At 64.2% G+C, this 19,577-nt stretch carries 17 protein-coding genes, 1 pseudogene and 1 riboswitch; of the genes and pseudogenes, 8 read left to right on the top strand and 10 right to left on the bottom strand.

Annotation, left to right across the window (positions count from 1 at the left end):
- Nucleotides 1–9 precede the first annotated feature (9 nt).
- The 3 genes from ACFSOZ_RS07315 to ACFSOZ_RS07305 all read left to right on the top strand — a co-directional run bounded on the left by ACFSOZ_RS07315 (nucleotide 10) and on the right by ACFSOZ_RS07305 (nucleotide 1,934).
- Nucleotides 10–408 (top strand): RNA-binding S4 domain-containing protein, encoded by a 399-nt coding sequence (locus tag ACFSOZ_RS07315; RefSeq protein WP_379095343.1) that lies wholly within the window; start codon nucleotides 10–12, stop codon nucleotides 406–408.
- Between the two features lie 236 nt (nucleotides 409–644).
- Nucleotides 645–983, top strand: coding sequence for a ferredoxin FdxA (gene fdxA / locus ACFSOZ_RS07310; protein WP_013529180.1), 339 nt, complete (start codon nucleotides 645–647; stop codon nucleotides 981–983).
- A gap of 369 nt (nucleotides 984–1,352) precedes the next feature.
- The gene (locus ACFSOZ_RS07305) at nucleotides 1,353–1,934 is read left to right on the top strand and encodes a CarD family transcriptional regulator (RefSeq protein ID WP_006327799.1); all 582 of its coding nucleotides are present in this window, start codon (nucleotides 1,353–1,355) and stop codon (nucleotides 1,932–1,934) included.
- A gap of 87 nt (nucleotides 1,935–2,021) precedes the next feature.
- On the opposite strand, the gene ACFSOZ_RS07300 is transcribed toward ACFSOZ_RS07305, so the two are convergent.
- The 3 genes from ACFSOZ_RS07300 to ACFSOZ_RS07290 all read right to left on the bottom strand — a co-directional run bounded on the left by ACFSOZ_RS07300 (nucleotide 2,022) and on the right by ACFSOZ_RS07290 (nucleotide 4,383).
- The gene (locus ACFSOZ_RS07300; RefSeq protein ID WP_379095339.1) at nucleotides 2,022–2,795 is read right to left on the bottom strand and encodes an amino acid ABC transporter ATP-binding protein; all 774 of its coding nucleotides are present in this window, start codon (nucleotides 2,793–2,795) and stop codon (nucleotides 2,022–2,024) included.
- Nucleotides 2,792–3,472 carry an amino acid ABC transporter permease gene (locus ACFSOZ_RS07295; RefSeq protein ID WP_379095337.1) on the bottom strand — a complete coding sequence of 227 codons (681 nt, stop codon included), beginning with the start codon at nucleotides 3,470–3,472 and terminating at the stop codon, nucleotides 2,792–2,794. Before ACFSOZ_RS07295 ends, ACFSOZ_RS07300 begins: the two co-directional genes overlap by 4 nt.
- A 137-nt stretch (nucleotides 3,473–3,609) precedes the next feature.
- Nucleotides 3,610–4,383 carry an amino acid ABC transporter substrate-binding protein gene (locus ACFSOZ_RS07290; protein WP_379095334.1) on the bottom strand — a complete coding sequence of 258 codons (774 nt, stop codon included), beginning with the start codon at nucleotides 4,381–4,383 and terminating at the stop codon, nucleotides 3,610–3,612.
- 329 nt (nucleotides 4,384–4,712) lie between these two features.
- Here ACFSOZ_RS07290 and ACFSOZ_RS07285 point away from each other — a divergent pair, with 329 nt between their 5' ends.
- A complete protein-coding gene (locus ACFSOZ_RS07285; RefSeq protein ID WP_379095331.1) occupies nucleotides 4,713–5,576 on the top strand; it encodes an RNA polymerase factor sigma-32 in 864 nt (287 codons plus the stop codon).
- 15 nt (nucleotides 5,577–5,591) lie between these two features.
- Here ACFSOZ_RS07285 and ACFSOZ_RS07280 read toward each other — a convergent pair whose 3' ends face one another.
- From ACFSOZ_RS07280 to thiB, 4 genes are all read right to left on the bottom strand, one after another.
- Complete coding sequence (locus tag ACFSOZ_RS07280) at nucleotides 5,592–7,061, bottom strand: M48 family metalloprotease (RefSeq protein ID WP_379095328.1); 1,470 nt, start codon at nucleotides 7,059–7,061, stop codon at nucleotides 5,592–5,594.
- 258 nt (nucleotides 7,062–7,319) lie between these two features.
- On the bottom strand, nucleotides 7,320–8,102 hold the full coding sequence (thiQ, locus tag ACFSOZ_RS07275; RefSeq protein WP_379095326.1) for a thiamine ABC transporter ATP-binding protein: 783 nt from the start codon (nucleotides 8,100–8,102) through the stop codon (nucleotides 7,320–7,322).
- Nucleotides 8,095–9,690: a thiamine/thiamine pyrophosphate ABC transporter permease gene (gene thiP, locus ACFSOZ_RS07270; RefSeq protein WP_379095649.1), complete on the bottom strand. Its 1,596-nt coding sequence runs from the start codon at nucleotides 9,688–9,690 to the stop codon at nucleotides 8,095–8,097. Before thiP ends, thiQ begins: the two co-directional genes overlap by 8 nt.
- A 181-nt stretch (nucleotides 9,691–9,871) precedes the next feature.
- Complete coding sequence (gene thiB, locus ACFSOZ_RS07265) at nucleotides 9,872–10,870, bottom strand: thiamine ABC transporter substrate binding subunit (RefSeq protein ID WP_379095323.1); 999 nt, start codon at nucleotides 10,868–10,870, stop codon at nucleotides 9,872–9,874.
- Between the two features lie 43 nt (nucleotides 10,871–10,913).
- Nucleotides 10,914–11,028: riboswitch (TPP riboswitch) on the bottom strand.
- 88 nt (nucleotides 11,029–11,116) lie between these two features.
- Here thiB and ACFSOZ_RS07260 point away from each other — a divergent pair.
- The 3 genes and pseudogenes from ACFSOZ_RS07260 to ACFSOZ_RS07250 form a co-directional block, all read left to right on the top strand.
- Nucleotides 11,117–11,761: a thiamine diphosphokinase gene (locus tag ACFSOZ_RS07260; protein ID WP_379095320.1), complete on the top strand. Its 645-nt coding sequence runs from the start codon at nucleotides 11,117–11,119 to the stop codon at nucleotides 11,759–11,761.
- 1 nt (nucleotide 11,762) lies between these two features.
- Nucleotides 11,763–13,583, top strand: a complete 1,821-nt coding sequence (locus ACFSOZ_RS07255) for an ABC-F family ATP-binding cassette domain-containing protein (protein WP_379095317.1) — start codon at nucleotides 11,763–11,765, stop codon at nucleotides 13,581–13,583.
- Nucleotides 13,584–13,601: 18 nt separating this feature from the next.
- A pseudogene (locus ACFSOZ_RS07250) lies at nucleotides 13,602–13,685 on the top strand (type II toxin-antitoxin system CcdA family antitoxin); the annotation flags it as partial.
- 24 nt (nucleotides 13,686–13,709) lie between these two features.
- Here the strand turns inward: ACFSOZ_RS07250 and ACFSOZ_RS07245 are convergent.
- Together ACFSOZ_RS07245 and ACFSOZ_RS07240 are read right to left on the bottom strand one after the other, a co-directional pair.
- Nucleotides 13,710–15,389 (bottom strand): hypothetical protein, encoded by a 1,680-nt coding sequence (locus ACFSOZ_RS07245; protein ID WP_379095314.1) that lies wholly within the window; start codon nucleotides 15,387–15,389, stop codon nucleotides 13,710–13,712.
- A 75-nt stretch (nucleotides 15,390–15,464) separates the two neighbouring features.
- Nucleotides 15,465–16,763: an adenylosuccinate synthase gene (locus ACFSOZ_RS07240; protein ID WP_379095311.1), complete on the bottom strand. Its 1,299-nt coding sequence runs from the start codon at nucleotides 16,761–16,763 to the stop codon at nucleotides 15,465–15,467.
- A gap of 213 nt (nucleotides 16,764–16,976) precedes the next feature.
- Here ACFSOZ_RS07240 and ACFSOZ_RS07235 point away from each other — a divergent pair, with 213 nt between their 5' ends.
- On the top strand, nucleotides 16,977–17,888 hold the full coding sequence (locus tag ACFSOZ_RS07235; protein WP_379095308.1) for a DMT family transporter: 912 nt from the start codon (nucleotides 16,977–16,979) through the stop codon (nucleotides 17,886–17,888).
- A gap of 56 nt (nucleotides 17,889–17,944) precedes the next feature.
- Here the strand turns inward: ACFSOZ_RS07235 and serA are convergent, their stop codons facing one another.
- Nucleotides 17,945–19,543, bottom strand: coding sequence for a phosphoglycerate dehydrogenase (gene serA / locus ACFSOZ_RS07230; protein ID WP_379095305.1), 1,599 nt, complete (start codon nucleotides 19,541–19,543; stop codon nucleotides 17,945–17,947).
- Nucleotides 19,544–19,577: the final 34 nt, after the last annotated feature.

Genomic DNA, 19,577 nt, shown 5'->3' with positions numbered 1-19,577 from the left:
CTCGCTGCGATGGTTGCCACAACGGCTGCCCGAGACCGCCAGCGCATCGACAAGTGGCTGTTCTTCTCGCGCGCCGTGAAATCGCGCTCGCTGGCGGCGAAACTGGTGGTCGCCGGCCGCGTGCGCATCAATCGCGACAAAGCAGCGCAGGCCTCCGACATGGTCAAGCCTGGCGACGTGCTGACCATCACCCTCGAGCGGCGCATCTTTGTCTGGAAGGTGCTGAACCCTGGTGTGCGGCGCGGCCCTGCCGAAGAAGCCCGCACGCTGTACGAGGATATCTCGCCGCCGCCCGCGCCGAAGGGCGAAGCCCCGCCTGATGCAATTCCAGCGCTGCGCGAGGCCGGCAGCGGCCGCCCGACCAAGAAGGAACGCCGCCAGACCGACCGCTTGCTCGGCGAGGACTGATGCAGGCCACCCAAACGTGCGCGGTGATTTTGCGGCAACGACACGCACAAAACAAAGACTGAACCTGGCAAACAGCGCACTCTGCAGGACCTGACAGGCTTCTGATGGGGCCGCCGTCTGGAATTCCATTTCCGGAACGCCGGCACAGCCTGCAATGGCTGCCCTTGCAAGCGGCGGACAAAGGCGTTACCTCACGGAAAAAGCCCAACAAAAATGGGACTTCCCGGAGCCGACCGATGACCTATGTCGTGACCGACAATTGCATCAAATGCAAATACATGGACTGCATCGAAGTCTGTCCGGTCGACTGTTTCTACGAAGGCGAGAACATGCTCGTCATCCATCCCGACGAGTGCATCGACTGCGGCGTCTGCGAGCCGGAATGCCCGGCCGACGCGATCAAGCCCGACACCGAGCCGGGCCTCGACAAATGGCTGCAGGTCAACACCGAATACGCCGAGAAATGGCCCAACATCACCGCCAAGAAGGAACCTCCGGCCGACGCCAAATCCTTCGACGGCGAGGCCGGCAAGTTCGAGAAGTACTTCTCCGCCGAGCCCGGCGAAGGCGATTGACAACACGGCCGCAAAGGCCGGTATTACGCTAGGTAAGAGGCCTGTCGCATGAACCGCCTTGACAGGCGGCGCTAAGCTGTGGCCTTCGCTTCCGCAGCAAAACCTTGATTCTTCCGACTTTTTGTGTTACATCAGCCAAACATGCCGGTGACACAACGTCGATTTATGGCGCAGACGCCCCAAATCACTGAAAGGTGAAAATCCCATTCCGGACCAGAGCGATCTGGGCCAGGCGGTCGCACTATTGCGGTTGGCCGGTCCCGGCTTTTCCGATGGGTTCATCTGTTGTGCGGCTAACGATCGGTTTCCCCGATCGCGCGAGTTCGGGCCGGCAGGACGCCGGTACCACAACAAGGAGTCCAGGGCGTAATGGCAACGATAACCCCGCAGAAGAAGTCCACCGCTGCGCGTCACGGTTTCAAGACTGGCGAGTACATCGTCTATCCGGCGCATGGCGTCGGCCAGATCGTCTCGATCGACGAGCAGGAAGTAGCTGGGCACAAGCTGGAACTGTTCGTCATCGACTTCCAGAAGGACAAGATGCGCCTGAAGGTGCCGGTCGCCAAGGCGACCTCCATCGGCATGCGCAAGCTGTCGGAGGAGGATTATGTCGAGCGCGCGCTGAAGGTCGTGCAGGGCCGCGCCCGCGTCAAGCGCACCATGTGGTCGCGCCGCGCCCAGGAATATGATGCGAAGATCAATTCCGGCGACCTGATCTCGATCTCGGAAGTGGTGCGCGACCTCTACCGCGCCGACAACCAGCCGGAGCAGTCCTATTCCGAACGCCAGCTCTACGAGGCGGCGCTCGACCGCATGGCCCGCGAGATCGCGGCCGTCAACCGCATGTCGGAAACCGAAGCCGTGCGCCTGATCGAGGTCAATCTCAACAAGGGCCCCAAGCGCGGTGCCAAGGCCGACAATGAGGAAGCCGAGCAGGAAGAAGCTGCCTGAGCTTCTTCGCCTTTGAAGTCATGAAAAACCCGGCCTCGCGCCGGGTTTTTTGTTTCTCGGGAAGATGACGTTGGAGGATACCCGCGCCTACGCGTCGCCTCCACTTTCCTTTTCCGCCTCCTGCTTCAGCGTCGCAATGAAACGCCTGGTCCGCTGGTGCTCCGGATTGCCGAACAGCACGCCGGCCGGCCCTTTCTCGACGATGACGCCGGCATCGAGGAACACCACTTCCTGGGCGATCTTGGAGGCGAGGCGCAGATCATGCGTCGCCATCACCATGGTCGTCCCTTCGCTGGCGAGCTTGCCGAGCACGTCGACCACCTCTTGTGCCAGTTCCGGATCGAGCGCCGACGTCGGCTCGTCGCAGAGCAGCACCTTCGGCGACGGCGCAAGCGCCCGGGCGATCGCCACGCGCTGCTGCTGGCCGCCCGACAGGGTTGCCGGCCAGGCGTCGGCCTTGTGTGCCATGCCGACCTTTTCCAGCAGGGCGAGCGCCCGCTCGCGTGCCCGCTCCGTTGGCCATTTCAGCACCGTCACCAGCCCCTCCATGACATTCTCGATCGCGGTGCGATGCGGAAACAGCTGGAAGTTCTGGAACACCATGCCGGTTTGCAGGCGCAGGCGCTGGATATCCCTGGCCGGAACCTTGCCGCCAGGGTGGAATTCGAGCGTCTCGTCGCCGATGCGCACCGTACCGGAGGTCGGAATCTCCAGCAGGTTGATGCAGCGCAGCAGCGTGCTCTTGCCGCCGCCGGATGGGCCGACCAGCGCGGTGACGCTGCCCTCGGCGATGGCGACCGTCACGCCCTTCAGCACGAGATTGTCGCCAAAACGCTTTTCGATGTTGGTGAGGCCGATCATGAGCGCGCCTCCAGGAAGCCGCCATAGCGGTTGAGCCGTTCTTCCAGCCGCGTCTGCAAGGCCGACAGCACCGAGCTCATCGCCAGATAGAGGATCGCCGCCTCGACATAGAGGATCAGCGGCTCATAGGTGGTGGCGACGATGCGCTGCGCAGCCTGGAACATCTCGGGCACGGTGATCGCGGCGGCCAGTGACGTATCCTTGACCAGCGAAATGAAGGTGTTGGAAAGCGGCGGCACCGCGACCCGGCCGGCTTGCGGCAGGATGGTGCGCCGCATCGCCTGGCTCCAGGTCATGCCGATCGAATAGGCGGCTTCCCACTGGCCCTTCGGCACCGAGCCTATTGCGGCGCGGATGATTTCCGACGTGTAGGCACCGATGTTGAGCGTGAAGCCGATCAACGCGGCGGTGAAGGCGTCAAGCAGGATGCCCACCGACGGCAGGCCGTAGAAGATCAGGAACAGCTGCACCAGCAGCGGCGTGCCGCGAAAGATCCAGACATAGAAGCGCACAAGCGCGACCAGCGGCTTCGCCCCGAACAGGCGGGCAAGTGCTGCACCCAGACCGACCGTCAAGCCGAGAACGAAGGAAAGCAGCGTCAGCGGCACGGTGAAGATCAGCGCCGCCCACAAGAGCGAGGGCAGCGACTCCAGCATCAGTTGCAGCCAGTGCGGCACGTAAGACCTCCAAATGGTCGAGGCGGCTTCATCAAAGCGCGAATGCTGTCGGCATATCACGACGAAAGCGGCGGGCCGTCAAAGACGGCTCGCCGCTTGATATCGCATGGGCCGGCGACCGGCCTCACCTGATAAAATTACTTCGAAACGTCCTCGCCGAAATAGGTGTCGGCGATCTTCTTGTAGGTGCCGTCCGCCTTGATATCGGCCAGCGCCTTGTTGATCGCCGCAACCAGTTCCGGATCGCCCTTGCGCACGATGACGCCGGAATAATCGGCGTTTTCCTCTTGCGCGGCGATCTTCACATTGGCGTCGGGCTTGTGCTTCTTGAAGTCGAGGAACGACAGGCTGTCATTGATGGTGGCATCGGCGCGGCCGGTCAGAAGCAGCTGGATCGACTGGTCGAAGCCGTCGGTGCCGACGAGCTCGGCGCCATTCGTCTCGGCGAGCTTGCCAAAATTCGAGGTCAGCGACTGCGCCGACTTCTTGCCCTTGAGATCGGCGAAGGTCTTGATGTCGGTGTTGTCACCGCGCACGATCAGCACCGCCTTGGAGGCGATGTAGGGATCGGAGAAGTCGTACTTGGCCTTGCGCGCATCGGTGATGCCGACTTCGTTGATGACGGTATCATAGCGATTGGCGTCGAGGCCGGCGATCAGCCCGTCCCACTTGCCTTCGAGGAACTCGGCCTTGACGCCGAGCTTGTCGGCGATCGCCTTGGCGATTTCGACGTCGAAGCCGACCAGCGCGCCGGACGTGTCATGATAGGTGAACGGCGCGTAGGTGCCTTCCGTGCCGACCTTGATGACGCCTGCCTGCTTGATCTGGTCGAGGTTGGCGCCGGCATGACCAGCGGTAACAGCCAGAGCCTGCAGCGTTCCGGCGATGATGAGCGACTTGAGCCATTTCATTTTTCTGTGATCCCGTCCTTGGCCGGCTGTCCGGCATGTTGTGAGCGCTGGAAACTGACAGATACAAGTCGGAAAAATAAGGAACAGGATTTCAAAAATAACCGACTTCTGAAATCAGATTCTCGAAATAGCGTTTTTCGGCTGTAAGCGAGGCCATCGCGGATCATCACGGAAATCCCCGCGGCAACACAATCCAGCCGCCAACAGCCACGGAACCATTCTCATGCATGGCACGTTTTGGATTTTCTAGGGCACGACGCTGCGATTTCAACCCGGGCGCCTGCCAAGTTTGCAAAGTCATCCGCATCGCCTGACCCAGGGAGCGCCTCATGATGGAAGACACGGCAGGACGGATCATGGTCCGCGCGGCAATGAGGGCTCCCTACCTCGAACGTGACGAAGAACATCGGCTGGCATTGCTCTGGAAAGAGGACAACGACCAGAACGCGCTGCACAGCATCACGGTTGCCCATATGCGGCTGGTCATTTCCATGGCCTCCAAATTCCGCCACTACGGCCTGCCGCTCGGCGATCTGATCCAGGAAGGTCATGTCGGCCTGCTTGAAGCCGCCGCCCGCTTCGAGCCCGAGCGCGAGGTGCGGTTTTCGACCTACGCGACGTGGTGGATCCGCGCCTCGATGCAGGACTACATCCTGCGCAACTGGTCGATCGTGCGCGGCGGCACCAGCTCGGCGCAGAAGGCGCTGTTCTTCAACCTTCGACGCTTGCGCGCGCGGCTGGCCAACGGCGCCGAACCACTGTCCAACGCAACGCTCTATCGCGAAGTGTCGGAGGCACTCGGCGTCTCCGAGGCTGACGTGGCGATGATGGATTCGCGGCTGTCGGCGCCTGACTCCTCGCTCAACATGCCGATTGCCGATGACGCGGGTTCGACCGAGCGGATGGATTTCCTGGTCTCCGACGATCCGCTGCCCGACGAGATCGTCGGCGACAAGATCGATGTCGCACGCCGCTCGCTCTGGCTAAGGGAAGCGCTTCGCGCGCTCAACGCGCGTGAGCTGAGGATCATCGAGGAACGCCGGCTGAACGACGAGGGTGCGACGCTGGAAGCGCTTGGCGAGACGCTTGGCATCTCCAAGGAACGTGTCCGCCAGATCGAGGCGCGCGCCATGGAAAAGCTCAAGGTCGCGCTGGTGAAGCAGAACCCGGAATTTCTGGCGACTGCCGCCTGACCGGCGGCATGCGTCTTACTTGTCGGTGACGATCTTGACCTTGTCGCCGGCCGACACCGCGGCACCCGGCGACAGCGCATTGAGCACGCGGAACAGGTCGAGCTTGCGGTCAACACCAACCATCTGGGCGGACAGCGAACCCATCGTCTGGCCGGGCTGAACGGTGACGACGCGGATATGCAGCGGCTTCAGGGCCGCCTTTTCCGCCGCGCTGAGGATACGGAACGATCCGCTGACCGAACGCGCCACGGTATCCAGCGAGGTGCTGGCGGATGGTGCCGCGGTCAGCAACCGGTAGACCTGGCCGCCGGCGCGGATCACCGCGATGTCGAACTGCCAACCTTCGGCGCCGGCATGCGCGGTCGCCGCCTCATTGCCGTTGATCGTCTCCTGCTTGACGCTGCTGTCTTCGAGGCCAGCCACCCAACCGCTGCGGATATAGTCGGTGAGCGCGCGGTTCTTGTCGATGGAGACGCCGTCGAAGCGGATCGCCATGTCGCCAGGCCCGGTTGCGGTCACAGCCGCGGCCGAATTGTCGATGATGAAGCCCTGTGGCACCGAGAAGGACACGCCAAGGCCCGGATGGAGGAAGGTTTCGCCGCGCACATAGCCCTCCTCAGGCGTGTCGCCATAGAGCAGGCCGTCTATGCCGGCGAGGAAGGAATCGCGGTCGCGTGTGCCGACGCCGGGTGCGCCGAACTGGCGGGCATGGCGCTGCGCCAGATCGATGCGCTGCGGGGTGTTGGGGTGGGTGGCCAGGAAGTCGAGGCTGGCGTCAGTGGCGCCACTGATCGAGCGGAAGTCGGTATAGGCCGACATCGACTGCAGGAAGCGGCCGGCGGCGAAAGGATCGTAGCCGGCTTCGCCGATCGACTTGATGCCGATGGCGTCGGCCTCCAGCTCCTGGTTGCGCGAGAACTGCGCCAGCCTGAGTTTGCCGCGGATCAGCGCCGCCTTGGCGGTCGGGCTGTCGCCCAGCACATCGGAAACCACCTTGGTCGCCAGGCCTTCCTCGGCCTCCAGCTGCTGGCGCTGCAGGCCGTGATTGGCGGTGACGTGGCCCATCTCATGCGCGATGACCGCGGCCAGCTCAGCCGAATCATTGGCCAGCGCCAGCAGGCCACGCGTGATGTAGAGATACCCGCCCGGCAGCGCGAAGGCGTTGACGTTGGGCGAATTCAAGATGGTGATGCGATAGGTCTGCGTCGGGTTGGCCGACACGACGGTCAGATTGCCGACCACCTTGGCGACCATGCGCTCGAGCTTGGGATCGGAATATTCGCCGCCATAGGTGGCCAGGATGCGCGGATGCTGCGCCTTGGCGAGTTCGGCAAGCTTGCTGTTGGCGGCGACATTGTCGACCGTGATCGGCCTGTCGGAAGGCTGGAAGCCGGATTCCTGAACCTCGGGTGGCGTGAACATCTGGCAGCTCGCCAGCGCCACGGCAAAGCCAGCCAGCGCGAGAAAGCGCGCCAGCGGATTCATTCGTAGTCTGTCAACGCCGATCGCCAGAACGGCTTCCTTTCGGGTCCCGGCGCATGACCACGAAAATCGGGGGCGATCTTCGGAACATGTCATGCGCTATCTCAAACTGCTGCAGCATCCGTCGCACGTCCCTCGGGGCGGGCGGCGGGTACTGCAGGCAAATCACGGCCTGTGCCGGACCGGTAAGGCGGACCTAGCCACACTCCTCCAGCCATGGCAAGCAAGCGCCACATCGCCTGGAGCCGGTTTGACCGTAAATTATGTCCGCTTCCGGGCAACATCTCGTGATACGGCATCCCCGGCGCTTGCACCGACATAGCGCCGGAACGCTTCCGGGCCAGCCCCGGTGAAGAAATCATCCGCCTTGCCGGTCGCCGCGACAACGCCATTGTCCAGAAACACCACGTGGTCGCCGATGCGGCGGGCATCCTCCGGCTGGTGGGTGACGAACAGCACCGTCATGCCGCGTTCGGCGTGCACTGCGGCGACCAGATCCAGCATGTCGTCGCGCAGCGCCGGGCCGAGCGAGGCGAAGGGTTCGTCGAGCAGGAGCACCGGCCGATCGCGCACCAGGACCCGGGCCAGGGCGACTCGCTGGCGTTCACCGCCGGAGAGTTCACGCGGCAGGCGCTTTTCCTTGCCGGCAAGGCCGGTGCGTTCGAGCGCCCCGGCGATCGCGGCGCGGTCCGCTTCGGTCAGCTGCAAGGATGGCGAGCGGCCGAGCCCGACATTCTGCTCGACGGAGAGATGGGCAAAGAGGTTGTTTTCCTGGAACACCATCGACACCGGTCGCGCTGACGGCGGCTCGGCGTTGACATCGGCCCCGCCGATCAGCAGGCGGCCCGACTGCGGCGTCTCGAAGCCGGCCACCAGGTTGAGCAGCGTCGACTTGCCAGAACCGCTCGGCCCCATGATGGCTGTGATTTTCGCCGCGGCGAAATCGACGTCGAAAACGAGCGGCGCCTCGCCATAGCTGAACGACACCTGGTCCAGCCGCACCGGAGCGCCCTTTTCAGACCTGCTGGCCGCCCCGTCAGGCATCCCGGTTCTTCTCCCTTCCCAGCCAGTGTGCGGCTACGATCAATGCGAGGCAGACGAGGCCGAGCAGCAGCGCCAGGCCGGCGGCGTCCTGCGTGCGGTAACTGCCCATGCGCGCCAGGAGAAGGTAGGGCAATGTCTGCACGGAATCACTGCCGAACAGCGCGATGACGCCGAGGTCGCCGAGCGACAGCGCCATGGCGAAAGCAAAGGCGGTAGCGAGCGGCCGCCGCAGCGACGGCCAGTCGACCAGCATCAACCGGCTCCAGCCCACAATGCCGAGCTGCGCACAGAGCCGCTCGTGACGCTCGCTCGCCGCATCATAGGCGGGACGGACAGCGCGCAGCGCGAACGGCATCGCCATCACCGCGTTGACGGTGACGACCATGACCGGGGCGATGGCAAAGACATCGCCGACATGGCGCAGCAACAGGAACCAGCCGGCGCCGACGACGATCGGCGGCACAACGAGGACAAAACCGGCGCCGGTATCGGTGGCGTGTTCCAGCATTGTCTTGGGAGCAGTTCGGCGGTTCAGCGCCAACGCCCGGCGCGCCATGGTCAGCGCCAGCGACAACGTCACGGAAAGCAGCGCCGATAGGAAGGCGAGCACCGCACTGGTCAGCGTCGCCTGCCGCACGGCAACCTCGCCGGCCAGCCGGCCGAGATCGGCGCCAAGTCCGGCCATCACCGTGGCGACCATCGGTCCGGCAACGAACAGCAGCGTCAGAACGATGAGCACGACGTTCAGCAAGGTCTCGGTCCCATTGACGGAGAGGTATCGGCGAGGTGCAACCGGCAGATTGGTGTCGCCGACCACATTGGCGCCAAGCCGCGTCAGGGCCAGCACGACAGCAAACGTCAGGGCAATCTGCAGCAGCGTCAGCGTCACAGCGCGCGCGGGATCGAAATCGAAGCGCAGCGCCTGGTAGATGCCGACTTCGAGCGTCGTCGCGGCCGGACCGCCGCCGAGCGTCAGCACGATCGTGAACGAGGTGATGCAGAGCATGAAGACAAGCCCGGCGACACCCGGTAACGCCGCACGCAGCGTTGGCCATTCGATCAGCCGGAACGCCGGCCGCGCCCCCATGCCGAGTTGGCTCGCCAGCCGCCACTGATCGGCGGGAATGGTCTGCAGTGCCTCGAGGAACAGCCGCACGCTGAGCGGCAGGTTGAAGAAGACATGGGCGACGAGGATGCCCGACAGGCCATAGATGCCCGGCCAGTCTCCACCGCCGATCACGCTGAACACGCCGGCGAAATAGCCGGCGCGGCCATAAAGCGCCAGAATGCCGAGTGCCGCGACGATGGCCGGCAGCGCCAGCGGCACGGCGAACAGCTGCAGGATGAAGGCGCGGCCAAGGAAGCGCGGATGCCGCGACAGCGCGCGCGCCACGAACAGTGCCGGCACCACCGAAAGCAGCGTCGAGAGTACGGCCTGCCACAAAGTGAAGCGAACGACGCGGAGGAGATAGGGATCGAAGGCAGCCCAGGCGCCGGAGAAATCGTGAGCGCCTTCGATGAGCAGTCCGGCAAACGCACCGCCGATCAGCAGCGCGATGGCGGCAAGCGCGATGATGCCGGCGCTGATGCGGGTGTCAGAGGACGGGCGTCTTCGACCCTCCCCCTTGTGGGGAGGGTCGGCAAGTGGATGTCGCGAAGCGGCATCTGCTGGCCGGGGTGGGGGTGAGGCCGTCTTCAAGGTTGCAGCCCCCACCCCGCTCCGCTACGCGGATCGACCCTCCCCACGAGGGGGAGGGTGAAACGCGCTCTCATTTGCTCATCACCGCCAGCCATTCATCCACCCAGGCCTTGCGGTTGGCGGCGACCTCTTCGGAGCTGAACAGCAAGGTCTTGGTCGGCTTGACCAGTTTGTCGAAGGCAGGGTTGAGCGGCTTGTCGGTCTTGCCGGCCGGGAACATCCAGTTGGTCTCGGGGATGGCATCCTGGAATTTCGGTCCGGTCATGAAGGCCATGAACTTTTCCGCCAGCGGATTCTTGGCCCCTGTCGTGGTGATGCCGGCGACCTCGATCTGCAGATACTCGCCCTCTTCGAACGACGCTGCCTGGTAGCGCTCGGTGTTCTCGGCGACCATGTGATAGGCAGGTGAGGTGGTGTAGGACAGCACCATCGGCGCCTCCCCCTTGGTGAACAGGCCGTAGGCCTCGCTCCAGCCAGGCGTCACGGTCAGCACCTTCGCCTTGAGCTTCGCCCAAGCCTCCGGCGCCTTGTCGCCATAGACCGACTTCACCCACAACAGCAGGCCGAGGCCCGGCGTCGAGGTACGCGGATCCTGGATGACGATCTTGTCGTCGGCGCTGCCTTCGACTAGGTCCTTCAGGCTCTTCGGCGGGTTCTTCAGCTTCTCGGTGTCGTAGACGACGGCGAAATAGCCATAGTCGAAAGGTACGAAAATGTCGTCGCTCCAGCCGCCCGGCACATTGACACCGGACACGGCGCCATGCGGCGCAAACAGGCCTGTGGCCTTGGCATCGGCGGTCAGATTGGTGTCGAGGCCGAGCACGATGTCAGCCTTGGTCGATGCGCCTTCCAGCCTGACGCGGTTGAGCAGCGCGACGCCATCGGCGACCGAGACGAAGTCGACATCGCAGCCGCATTCGGCCTCGAATTCCTTCTTCACCACTGGACCCGGACCCCAGTCGGCGGTGAAGCTCTCATAAGTGTAGATGGTGAGCTTGTCCTTGGCCAAGGCCGGCCCGGACAGGACCACAGCCATCGCGGAGACAAGAGAGTATAAAAGCGTGCGCATCGGCGCCTCCTTCGTTCGAATTGAAAGGAATTGAGGCGTCGGACTGTCCGAAACGTCTAATCCCTCCGCCGGTACAAACCGGATCAGGTTCAGCGGGTTGGCGACTTTGCCTCTCAGCCGGTCCGCGAAGATCGCGTCCGGCACCCCGTTAGAGCGTTTCGACACATAGGCCCGGCCGATCCCCCACGCAAGTGGGAGTTTGCCGGCCTTCCGTTTCCCGTGCCGGGCTGGTAAGGGCCACACGATATGAGCACATTCACCATCCTACTTGGCGGCGATCTCATCCGCACGCCCCGGCTCGACCGCCAGGTCGAAGGCTCCCGCGTCATCGCCGCCGACGCCGGCATCGGTTATGCGCGGCTGCTGGGTCTAGTCCCGGAACTGTGGGTGGGTGATTTCGATTCGGTACCCGCCAACCTGCCGGACGATCTCGCCGCCGTACCCCGCCGGACCTTCCCGGCGGAGAAGGATAAGACCGATGGCGAACTGGCCATCGCCGCCGCGCTGGAGCGCGGCGCGACCAGCCTGGTGCTCGCCGGCGCCTTCGGCGGCAAGCGCGCCGACCACGCCTTCTTGCATCTGGCGCTCGCCCTGCGGCTGGCCGAGGCCGGAACGAGGATGCTTCTGAGCAGCGGCGCCCAGGAAGGCGTCCCGCTGCTGCACGGGAAAGCCGGCTTCGACTATGCCGACGGCACGCTGTTTTCGGTGCTCGGCTTTTCCGATCTTTCCGGCCTGACTGTCACGGGCGCCAAATGGCCGCTCGACCATGTCAAGGTGGCGTTCGGCTCGTCATTGACCATCTCCAACGAGGTCAGGGGTCACCTCGAAATCACGCTCGGCCATGGCCGCGCATTGTTGCTCGCTCACCCCTATCCCCTACCTGAAAGCTGACATGGCCCCGCCTCTTCTCAATCTCGACGGGATAAAACTGACCTTCGGCGGCACGCCGCTGCTTGATGGCGCCGCCTTGACCGCGTCGGCCGGCGACAAGATCGCTTTGGTCGGCCGCAACGGGTCCGGCAAGTCGACGCTGCTGAAGATCGCCGCCGGCCTGATCGAGCCGCAGGATGGCGAGGTGTTCCGCCAGCCCTCGGCGACCGTCCGCTATTTACCGCAGATGCCCGACATGGAGGGTTTCGCAACGGTCCGCACCTATGTCGAGGCGGGACTTGGCCCCGCCGACGATCCCTATCGCGCCAGCTATTTGATGGAGCATCTCGGCCTGTCGGGCGAGGAGCGGCCGAACGATCTTTCCGGCGGCGAGGCCAGGCGCGCCGCCCTCGCCCGCGTCATGGCGCCGGAGCCCGATATTCTGCTGCTCGACGAGCCGACAAACCATCTCGATCTCTCGGTGATCGAATGGCTGGAAGAGGAGCTCGTCCGCACCTCCTCGGCACTCGTCGTCATCTCGCATGATCGCCGCTTCCTCGAGCGCGTATCGCGCGCCACAGTCTGGCTCGACCGCGGCCAGACCCGCAGGCTGGACAAGGGCTTTGGCCATTTCGAGGAATGGCGTGACGTTGTGCTGGAAGAGGAAGAGCGCGAACAGCATAAGCTCGGCCGCCAGATCGTGCGCGAGGAGCACTGGCTGCGCTACGGCGTGACGGCGCGGCGCAAGCGCAACATGCGCCGGCTGGGCGAATTGCAGACCATGCGCCAGCGCTTCCGCGGGCATCGCGGCGCCGAAGGTTCGGCAACCATGGTGGCCAGCGACGCAGCCGAATCCGGCAAGCTGGTGATCGAGGCGAAAAACATCGAGAAGAGCTTTGGCGACCTCACCGTGGTCAAGGGGTTCTCGACCCGCATCCAGCGCGGCGATCGCGTCGGCCTCGTCGGGCCGAACGGGGCCGGCAAGACGACGCTGCTGAAGATGCTGACCGGCGAGATGAAGCCCGACGCCGGTTCGGTGCGGCTCGGCACCAATCTGGAGATCGCAACGCTCGACCAGAAGCGCGAGGCGGTCGACCCGCAAGAGACGCTTGCGCAATATCTCACCGACGGACGCGGCGAGAACCTCGTCATCAATGGCGAGCAGCGCCATGTCGTCTCCTACATGAAGGATTTCCTGTTCAAGGCTGAGCAGGCACGTACGCCGGTGCGGGAGCTGTCCGGCGGCGAACGGGCGCGGCTCTTGCTGGCGCGCGTGCTGGCGCGGCCGGCAAACCTTCTGGTGCTCGACGAGCCGACCAACGATCTCGACATGGAAACGCTGGAGCTGCTGCAGGAACTCGTTGCCGGCTTTGCCGGCACGGTCATCCTGGTCAGCCACGACCGCGATTTCCTCGACCGCACCGTGACCAGCATCATCGCTCCGGACGGCGGCGGCCGCTGGATCGAATATGCCGGCGGCTATTCGGACATGCTGGCACAGCGCGGCGGCACCAAGCTCGACGACCGCAAGGCGCGCGCGAAGGCCGAAGCCGGCGAAGCCCCAGTGACGACCAAAAGTGAAGCCGCTGCGCCAAAGGGACCGGCGAAGAAACTCTCGTTCAAGCAGAAATTCGCGCTGGAATCCCTACCCAAGAAAATCGAAGCCGTGATGGCTTCAATCTCCAGGCTTGAGAACAACATCGCCGATCCGGCCTATTACGAGCGTGATCCAGCCTCGTTCCAGAAGACCATCGCTGCCCTCGACAAGGAGCGCGCGACACTGGCGGCGCTCGAGGAAGAGTGGCTGGAACTGGAGATGCTGCGCGAGGAGATGGAAGGGTAATGGTGTTCGCAATGGCAAGAAGAGAACAAGGAAGCCATTGCAAGCTGGAACGACTATGTCGGACGCAACGGACTGCCCCTAGCCAAATATCGGCTGCTTTGATGTCGCCTGACAGAGGCGCTCTTCTCAGCCCGCCGTCTTCGCCTGCCAGGCCTTGATCGCTTCGTCGAACACCTTCTCGCCGGGAATGCCCTTTTCCATGGTCAGCAGCGCCCGCCGTCCGGTCTTGTAGACGACCGGCACGTCGATCCAGTCCTGCCCGCGAAGCAAGGTCATGTTAGCGTCCTCATCAGCCTTGGTGTCGTTGAGCGCGACGAGGAAGAAGCCGTCGGCGATCTTGGCCGGAATGCCGATCAGCGGGCTGCCGGCATCCTGCTCAGAACTCTTCATGGCGACACGCAGGATGTTGTCGACACCGCCACCTTCGAAGCCGTCGGGCGTCAGGAAGATCATCTCGATGATATGGCTGGCCGGCAGTGTCTGGTCGGTGTTGCGGCGGATGGTCATGCGCAACTGGATGTCCTTGCCGGGAATGGTTGCCTCGGCGCGGATCGCCGGCTCCGGCGGCAGGTCACCACCGGGCGATTCTTGCACCAGTGACCACACGATGCTGCCGGGCTCCGCCGAACCCTGGGCGGTGCTGGTGCGCTCTTCATAGAAGATCGCCTTTTGGCCGACCGGCAGCGCGGTTTGCGCGGGCGCCGCTGCCGGTGCCGCTGGCGCGGCGCCTGCCGGTGCTGGCGGCGTGGCGCCTGCAGGTGCCGGAGGAGTGGCGGCAGCATCAGCCGGCGCCGCAGGCGCTCCGCTGGCAGGTGGCGTTGCGGGTGCCGTACCCGGCGCCGGCGTTGCGGCGGGTGCGGCCGCGGCCGGGGTGCCGGCGGCCGGGGCGGAAACCGCCGGCGCGTTCGTCGCCGAGGGCGGCGTGGTCAGCGCGGCGACCGATTCGCCTTCGCCGATGCCGCTCTGTCCGCCGGCCGGGCCGGGATCGACTTCGCTGCCCTGTGGCGTCAGCCGCTGGGTGAATTTCGTGCCTTCGGCTTCTGTGCCGGCAGCTGCTGGCGCCGGCGGCGTTGCCGCGGCATCGGTCGCCGGCTTGGCCGGCGCCGGCTTCACCGGTTCGGTCTTGGCCACCTTGGTGCTGCCGTCAAGCCCCAGCATCTTGCCAAAGGCGTCCTTGTTCAGCCAGATACCATAGCCCCCGCCGGCAACGACCAGCAGGGCGACGACGGCGGCGATCAACCCGCCATAGCTGCGCTTTCGTTCTGCCGGGCGCAGTTGCTCAAAAGTGTCCGACACCGGCTCTTCGTTGCTGGAAAAGACATCGACCCCGTCGTCGGCCACCTCCTCGCTGTCCATGCCCGGAAGGGCCGTGTCAGTGCGAGCAGAAGGCGCCGCTGTCGGCTTTTGCCAGCTAGGCTCGACCTTGGCGACAGGTGGTGGCGCCGGTCGATAAGGTTCCGGCTTGGCGAGAGGCGGCGGCGGCCAGGTCGGTTCTGCCTTCGCCGGTTGCCGTGTATGGCTCGGCTGGTTCTTGTTGCGGTCGATCGAGGAAAAGATGTGTTCCAGTTCCGCCAGCGGGTCGGTGTCCGGCCCGCTCTTGGCATAGTCCCGCTCGACACTTACGACAGCGTCTTCCAGGGAGCGTTTCTGCTTGGCTATGACCTCGGCGGACAGCGGCGGCGAAAACTCCGCAAGCTTCTTTTCGAGCGCGGAACGCGCGCCGTCATAGATCCGCTTGCGCGTATCGAGTCCCGGCTCGCCGTGTTTGTCGAGCTGCCTTTTCAGAACAGAAACGAAATCTGCCATGCTTCGGTCGACCTGTATTTTGCTTCCGGGCCGGCCCCCGCAAATCAGCCGCGATGCCCCGGAAAGGCTGAGAAACTAGTCTTGAAACGGATCGGTCACAAGTATCGTGTCGTCCCGTTCCGGACTGGTGGATAGGAGCGCGACAGGGGCGCCGATCAGCTCCTCGATGTAACGGACATATTTGACGGCCTGGGCCGGGAGATCGTTCCAGCTGCGCGCGCCGGCGGTGGTGCCTTTCCAGCCCTCCAGCGTCTCGTAGACCGGTTCGACGCGCGCCTGCGCGCCCTGGCTGGCCGGCAGGTAGTCGATCATCTCGCCGTCGAGACGGTAGCCGGTGCAGACCTTGATCTCGTCCAGCCCGTCGAGGACGTCGAGCTTGGTCAGCGCGATGCCCTTGATGCCGTTGACGGCGACGGCCTGACGCACCAGCACCGCGTCGAACCAGCCGCAGCGGCGCTTGCGGCCGGTGACGACGCCGAACTCATGGCCGCGCGTGCCGAGGAACTCGCCGATCTCGTTCTTCTGCTCGGTCGGGAACGGGCCTTCGCCGACGCGCGTCGTGTAGGCCTTGGTGATGCCGAGCACATAGCCGATGGCGCCCGGGCCGACGCCGGAGCCGGCGGCGGCCTGGCCGGCAACCGTGTTCGACGAGGTGACGAACGGATAGGTGCCATGGTCGATATCGAGCAGCGTGCCTTGTGCGCCCTCGAAAAGGATGCGCTCGCCGGCCCGGCGCTTGTCGTCGAGTATCTTCCAGACCCGGTCCATATAGGGCAGGATCTCGGCCGCGACCGAGGTCAATTCATGCATGATGGCGTCATGCGTGACTTCGGCATGGCCAAGCCCTCGACGCAGCGCATTGTGGTGCGTCAGCAGCCTGTCGACCTTCAAGGGCAGCGTTTCCAAATCCGCCAAATCCATCACCCTGACCGCGCGCCGGCCCACCTTGTCTTCATAGGCGGGGCCGATGCCACGACGGGTCGTGCCAATCTTCGTTCCGGAGTTGGAGGCGGCGTCCTCGCGGAATCCGTCCAACTCCCGGTGCAGGGACAGGATAAGCGCTGTGTTTTCGGCTATTTTCAGGCGATCCGGCGTCACGTCGACACCCTGCGCCTTGAGCTTTGCCACCTCGGCGACGAAAGCATGCGGGTCGAAAACGACGCCATTGCCGATGATGGACAGCTTGCCCTGCCGCACGACACCCGACGGAAGCAAGGACAGCTTGTAGACCTTGCCGTCGACGACCAGCGTATGGCCGGCATTGTGGCCACCCTGGAACCGCACCACCACATCGGCGCGCTCCGACAGCCAGTCGACGATCTTGCCCTTGCCTTCGTCGCCCCATTGCGAGCCGACGACCACCACATTGGCCATGTTTCTTTTCCCTTGAGACGCCGCCGAGCGGCTTGAATATGGTTCGAAACGACAGGCCTCTATAACGTCAAGACCTCGTCAGCGCGACCTTTCTTTGCCGCCAAAAATGCGCTGAGGCACAACAATTTTCGGCTTTGACATCATTTACTTGGGCGGACGGGGGCAATAGGCCGGCAAACACCGCAGCTCACCTCTGGCGGCCGGAATCCCGCGATGCATCGAAGCGCCTACATATTCCTGCTGCTCACCACCTTGCTGTGGGGCGGCAATTCGGTGGCCGGCAAGCTGGCGGTCGACCACGTCTCGCCGATGACGCTCGTCTTCCTGCGCTGGGTGCTGGCCGTGGCGATCATGCTGCCGATCGGCTTGCAGACGATACGCAAGGACTGGCCGGTGGTGCGCAAGCACTGGGTCGTGCTGGCGGCCCTTGGCGCCAGCGGCTTCACCTTGTTCAACACGATCTTCTACACAGCGCTCAACTACACGACGGCGATCAACGTCTCGATCGAACAGGCGGCGATGCCGATCCTGATCATCGTCGCCAATTTCGTCTTCTTCCGCCTGCGCGTGAACTGGGCGCAGATTGTCGGCGTCGTGCTGACCATCGGCGGCGTGGTCCTGACCGCCTGCCACGGCGACCCGCGCCGGCTGTTGACACTGGAGCTCAATTTCGGCGACGCCATCATGCTGGTCGCGGTGTTTCTCTACAGTGGCTATTCGGTCGGACTGCGGCTGAAGCCGGTGATGCACTGGCAGAGCCTGATGCTGGCCCTGTCGGTTGCCGCACTCGTCACCTCGCTGCCCTTCTGCCTGTGGGAGGTCGCCGCCGGCAAGGTCATCGTGCCCGACGCGCGCGGCTGGGCGGTCATCGTCTATACCGCGATTGGCGCCTCGGTCATCTCGCAGATCTTCTACATCAGGGGCAACGAACTGATCGGTGCCAACCGCGCCGGCCTGTTCATCAACCTGGTGCCGATCTTCGGCACGCTGCTGTCCGTGCTGATCGTCGGCGAGACGTTCCAGCTCTACCAGGCACTGGCTTTGGTGCTTGTGCTGAGCGGCATCGGGCTTGCCGAATACAGCGGGCGCAAGGCAGCGAAACTGCCGTCAGCCAGGACACGCTGAACGAACGAAAGGCGCGGGCCAGGCCGCGCCTTTCGATCTTTCGCAACAGGTCGGGATCACATCGCGTTGATGTCGAACTGCAGCCGCTTGGCCGAAGCGATCGACTTGTGCGCCTTGACCTGTTCCAGCACGTTCTCCGGGAACGGTGCATCGAGATAGAGCAGCGCGATCGCATCGCCGCCCGGACGGTTGCGGCCAAGCTGGAAGTTGGCGATGTTGACGCCGTTCTCGCCACAAACCGTGCCGAGCAGGCCGATGATGCCCGGCGCGTCGGCATTGGTGGTGTAGAGCATGTGCTGGCCGACCTCGGCGTCGAGGTTGATGCCCTTGATCTGGATGAAGCGCGGCTTGCCATCGGAAAAGCAGGTGCCGGCGATCGAACGCGTCCTGTGCTCGGTCGTGACCGTCAGCTTGATGTAGCCGTCGAACACGCCCGACTTGTCGCGCTTGACCTCGGCGACGATAATGCCGCGCTCCTTCACCATGATCGGCGCCGACACCATGTTGACGTCGGAGACCTGCGGGCGGATCAGCCCGGCAAGTGTGGCGCTGATCAGCGCGCGGGTGTTCATCGTCGCGGTCGAGCCGTCGAACAGGATCTCGACCTCCTTGATCGGATCCTCGGTGACCTGGCCGACAAAGGCGCCGAGCACTTCGGCGAGCTTGACGAAGGGCTTCAGGCGCGGCGCTTCCTCGGCGGTGATCGACGGCATGTTTATGGCGTTAGAGACGGCACCTTTGATCAGGTAATCGGCCATCTGCTCGGCGACCTGCAGCGCGACATTCTCTTGCGCTTCCGCCGTCGAGGCGCCGAGATGCGGCGTCGCCACCACGTTCTCCATGCCGAACAACGCGTTCTGCTCGGCCGGTTCGACCTCGAACACGTCGACGCCGGCGCCAGCCACCTTGCCGCTCTTCAGCGCCGCGATCAGGTCGGCCTCGACGACCAGCCCGCCACGCGCGCAATTGATGATGCGCACGCCGTTCTTCATCTTGGCGATCGCCGCGGCGTCGATGATGTTGCGCGTCTTGTCGGTCAGCGGCGTGTGCAGCGTGATGAAGTCGGCGCGGGCGAAAAGTTCATCCAGCTCGACCTTGTCGACACCGAGTTCCTCGGCACGTTTGTCCGACAGGAACGGGTCGAAGGCGATGACATGCATCTTCAGGCCGACGCCGCGCGTGGCGACGATCGAGCCGATGTTGCCGCAGCCGATGACGCCAAGCGTCTTGCCGGTGATCTCGACGCCCATGAAGCGGTTCTTTTCCCATTTGCCGGCATGGGTCGAGGCGTTGGCTTCCGGGATCTGGCGGGCAAGCGCGAAGATCATGGCGACCGCATGTTCGGCGGTGGTGATCGAGTTGCCGAAGGGCGTGTTCATCACGATGATGCCCTTGCGGCTCGCCGCCGGGATGTCGACATTGTCGACCCCGATGCCGGCGCGGCCGATGACCTTGAGGTTGGTGGCGGCGTTGATCAGCTTTTCGGTGACCTTGGTCGCCGAACGGATGGCGAGGCCATCATACTGGCCGATCACTTCGGCGAGCTTTTCCTTGTCCTTGCCGAGATCGGGCAGATAGTCGACCTCGACGCCGCGATCCTTGAAGATCTGCACGGCGGTGGGAGAAAGCTTGTCTGAAACGAGAACGCGGGGCATGGATTTGATCCTTTGCGATTGGCGTCCCTCCCGC

The organism is Mesorhizobium newzealandense (assembly GCF_042682145.1).
Classification (GTDB): domain Bacteria; phylum Pseudomonadota; class Alphaproteobacteria; order Rhizobiales; family Rhizobiaceae; genus Mesorhizobium; species Mesorhizobium newzealandense.
The sequence above is the reverse complement of the archived record's forward strand: the minus strand, read 5'-3'. Positions and strand labels throughout refer to the sequence as shown.

Bases quoted from the DNA above. Each gene is read 5' to 3' on its own strand.
- thiQ (WP_379095326.1), bottom strand. From the start codon at position 8,102: ATGCCTGACGGGGCGGCCAGCAGGTCTGAAAAGGGCGCTCCGGTGCGG.
- ACFSOZ_RS07285 (WP_379095331.1), top strand. From the start codon at position 4,713: ATGATGGAAGACACGGCAGGACGGATCATGGTCCGCGCGGCAATGAGG.
- fdxA (WP_013529180.1), top strand. From the start codon at position 645: ATGACCTATGTCGTGACCGACAATTGCATCAAATGCAAATACATGGAC.
- thiB (WP_379095323.1), bottom strand. From the start codon at position 10,870: ATGCGCACGCTTTTATACTCTCTTGTCTCCGCGATGGCTGTGGTCCTG.
- ACFSOZ_RS07240 (WP_379095311.1), bottom strand. From the start codon at position 16,763: ATGGCCAATGTGGTGGTCGTCGGCTCGCAATGGGGCGACGAAGGCAAG.
- ACFSOZ_RS07245 (WP_379095314.1), bottom strand. From the start codon at position 15,389: ATGGCAGATTTCGTTTCTGTTCTGAAAAGGCAGCTCGACAAACACGGC.
- ACFSOZ_RS07260 (WP_379095320.1), top strand. From the start codon at position 11,117: ATGAGCACATTCACCATCCTACTTGGCGGCGATCTCATCCGCACGCCC.
- serA (WP_379095305.1), bottom strand. From the start codon at position 19,543: ATGCCCCGCGTTCTCGTTTCAGACAAGCTTTCTCCCACCGCCGTGCAG.
- ACFSOZ_RS07315 (WP_379095343.1), top strand. From the start codon at position 10: ATGGTTGCCACAACGGCTGCCCGAGACCGCCAGCGCATCGACAAGTGG.
- ACFSOZ_RS07300 (WP_379095339.1), bottom strand. From the start codon at position 2,795: ATGATCGGCCTCACCAACATCGAAAAGCGTTTTGGCGACAATCTCGTG.
- ACFSOZ_RS07290 (WP_379095334.1), bottom strand. From the start codon at position 4,383: ATGAAATGGCTCAAGTCGCTCATCATCGCCGGAACGCTGCAGGCTCTG.
- ACFSOZ_RS07305 (WP_006327799.1), top strand. From the start codon at position 1,353: ATGGCAACGATAACCCCGCAGAAGAAGTCCACCGCTGCGCGTCACGGT.
- ACFSOZ_RS07255 (WP_379095317.1), top strand. From the start codon at position 11,763: ATGGCCCCGCCTCTTCTCAATCTCGACGGGATAAAACTGACCTTCGGC.
- ACFSOZ_RS07235 (WP_379095308.1), top strand. From the start codon at position 16,977: ATGCATCGAAGCGCCTACATATTCCTGCTGCTCACCACCTTGCTGTGG.
- ACFSOZ_RS07280 (WP_379095328.1), bottom strand. From the start codon at position 7,061: ATGAATCCGCTGGCGCGCTTTCTCGCGCTGGCTGGCTTTGCCGTGGCG.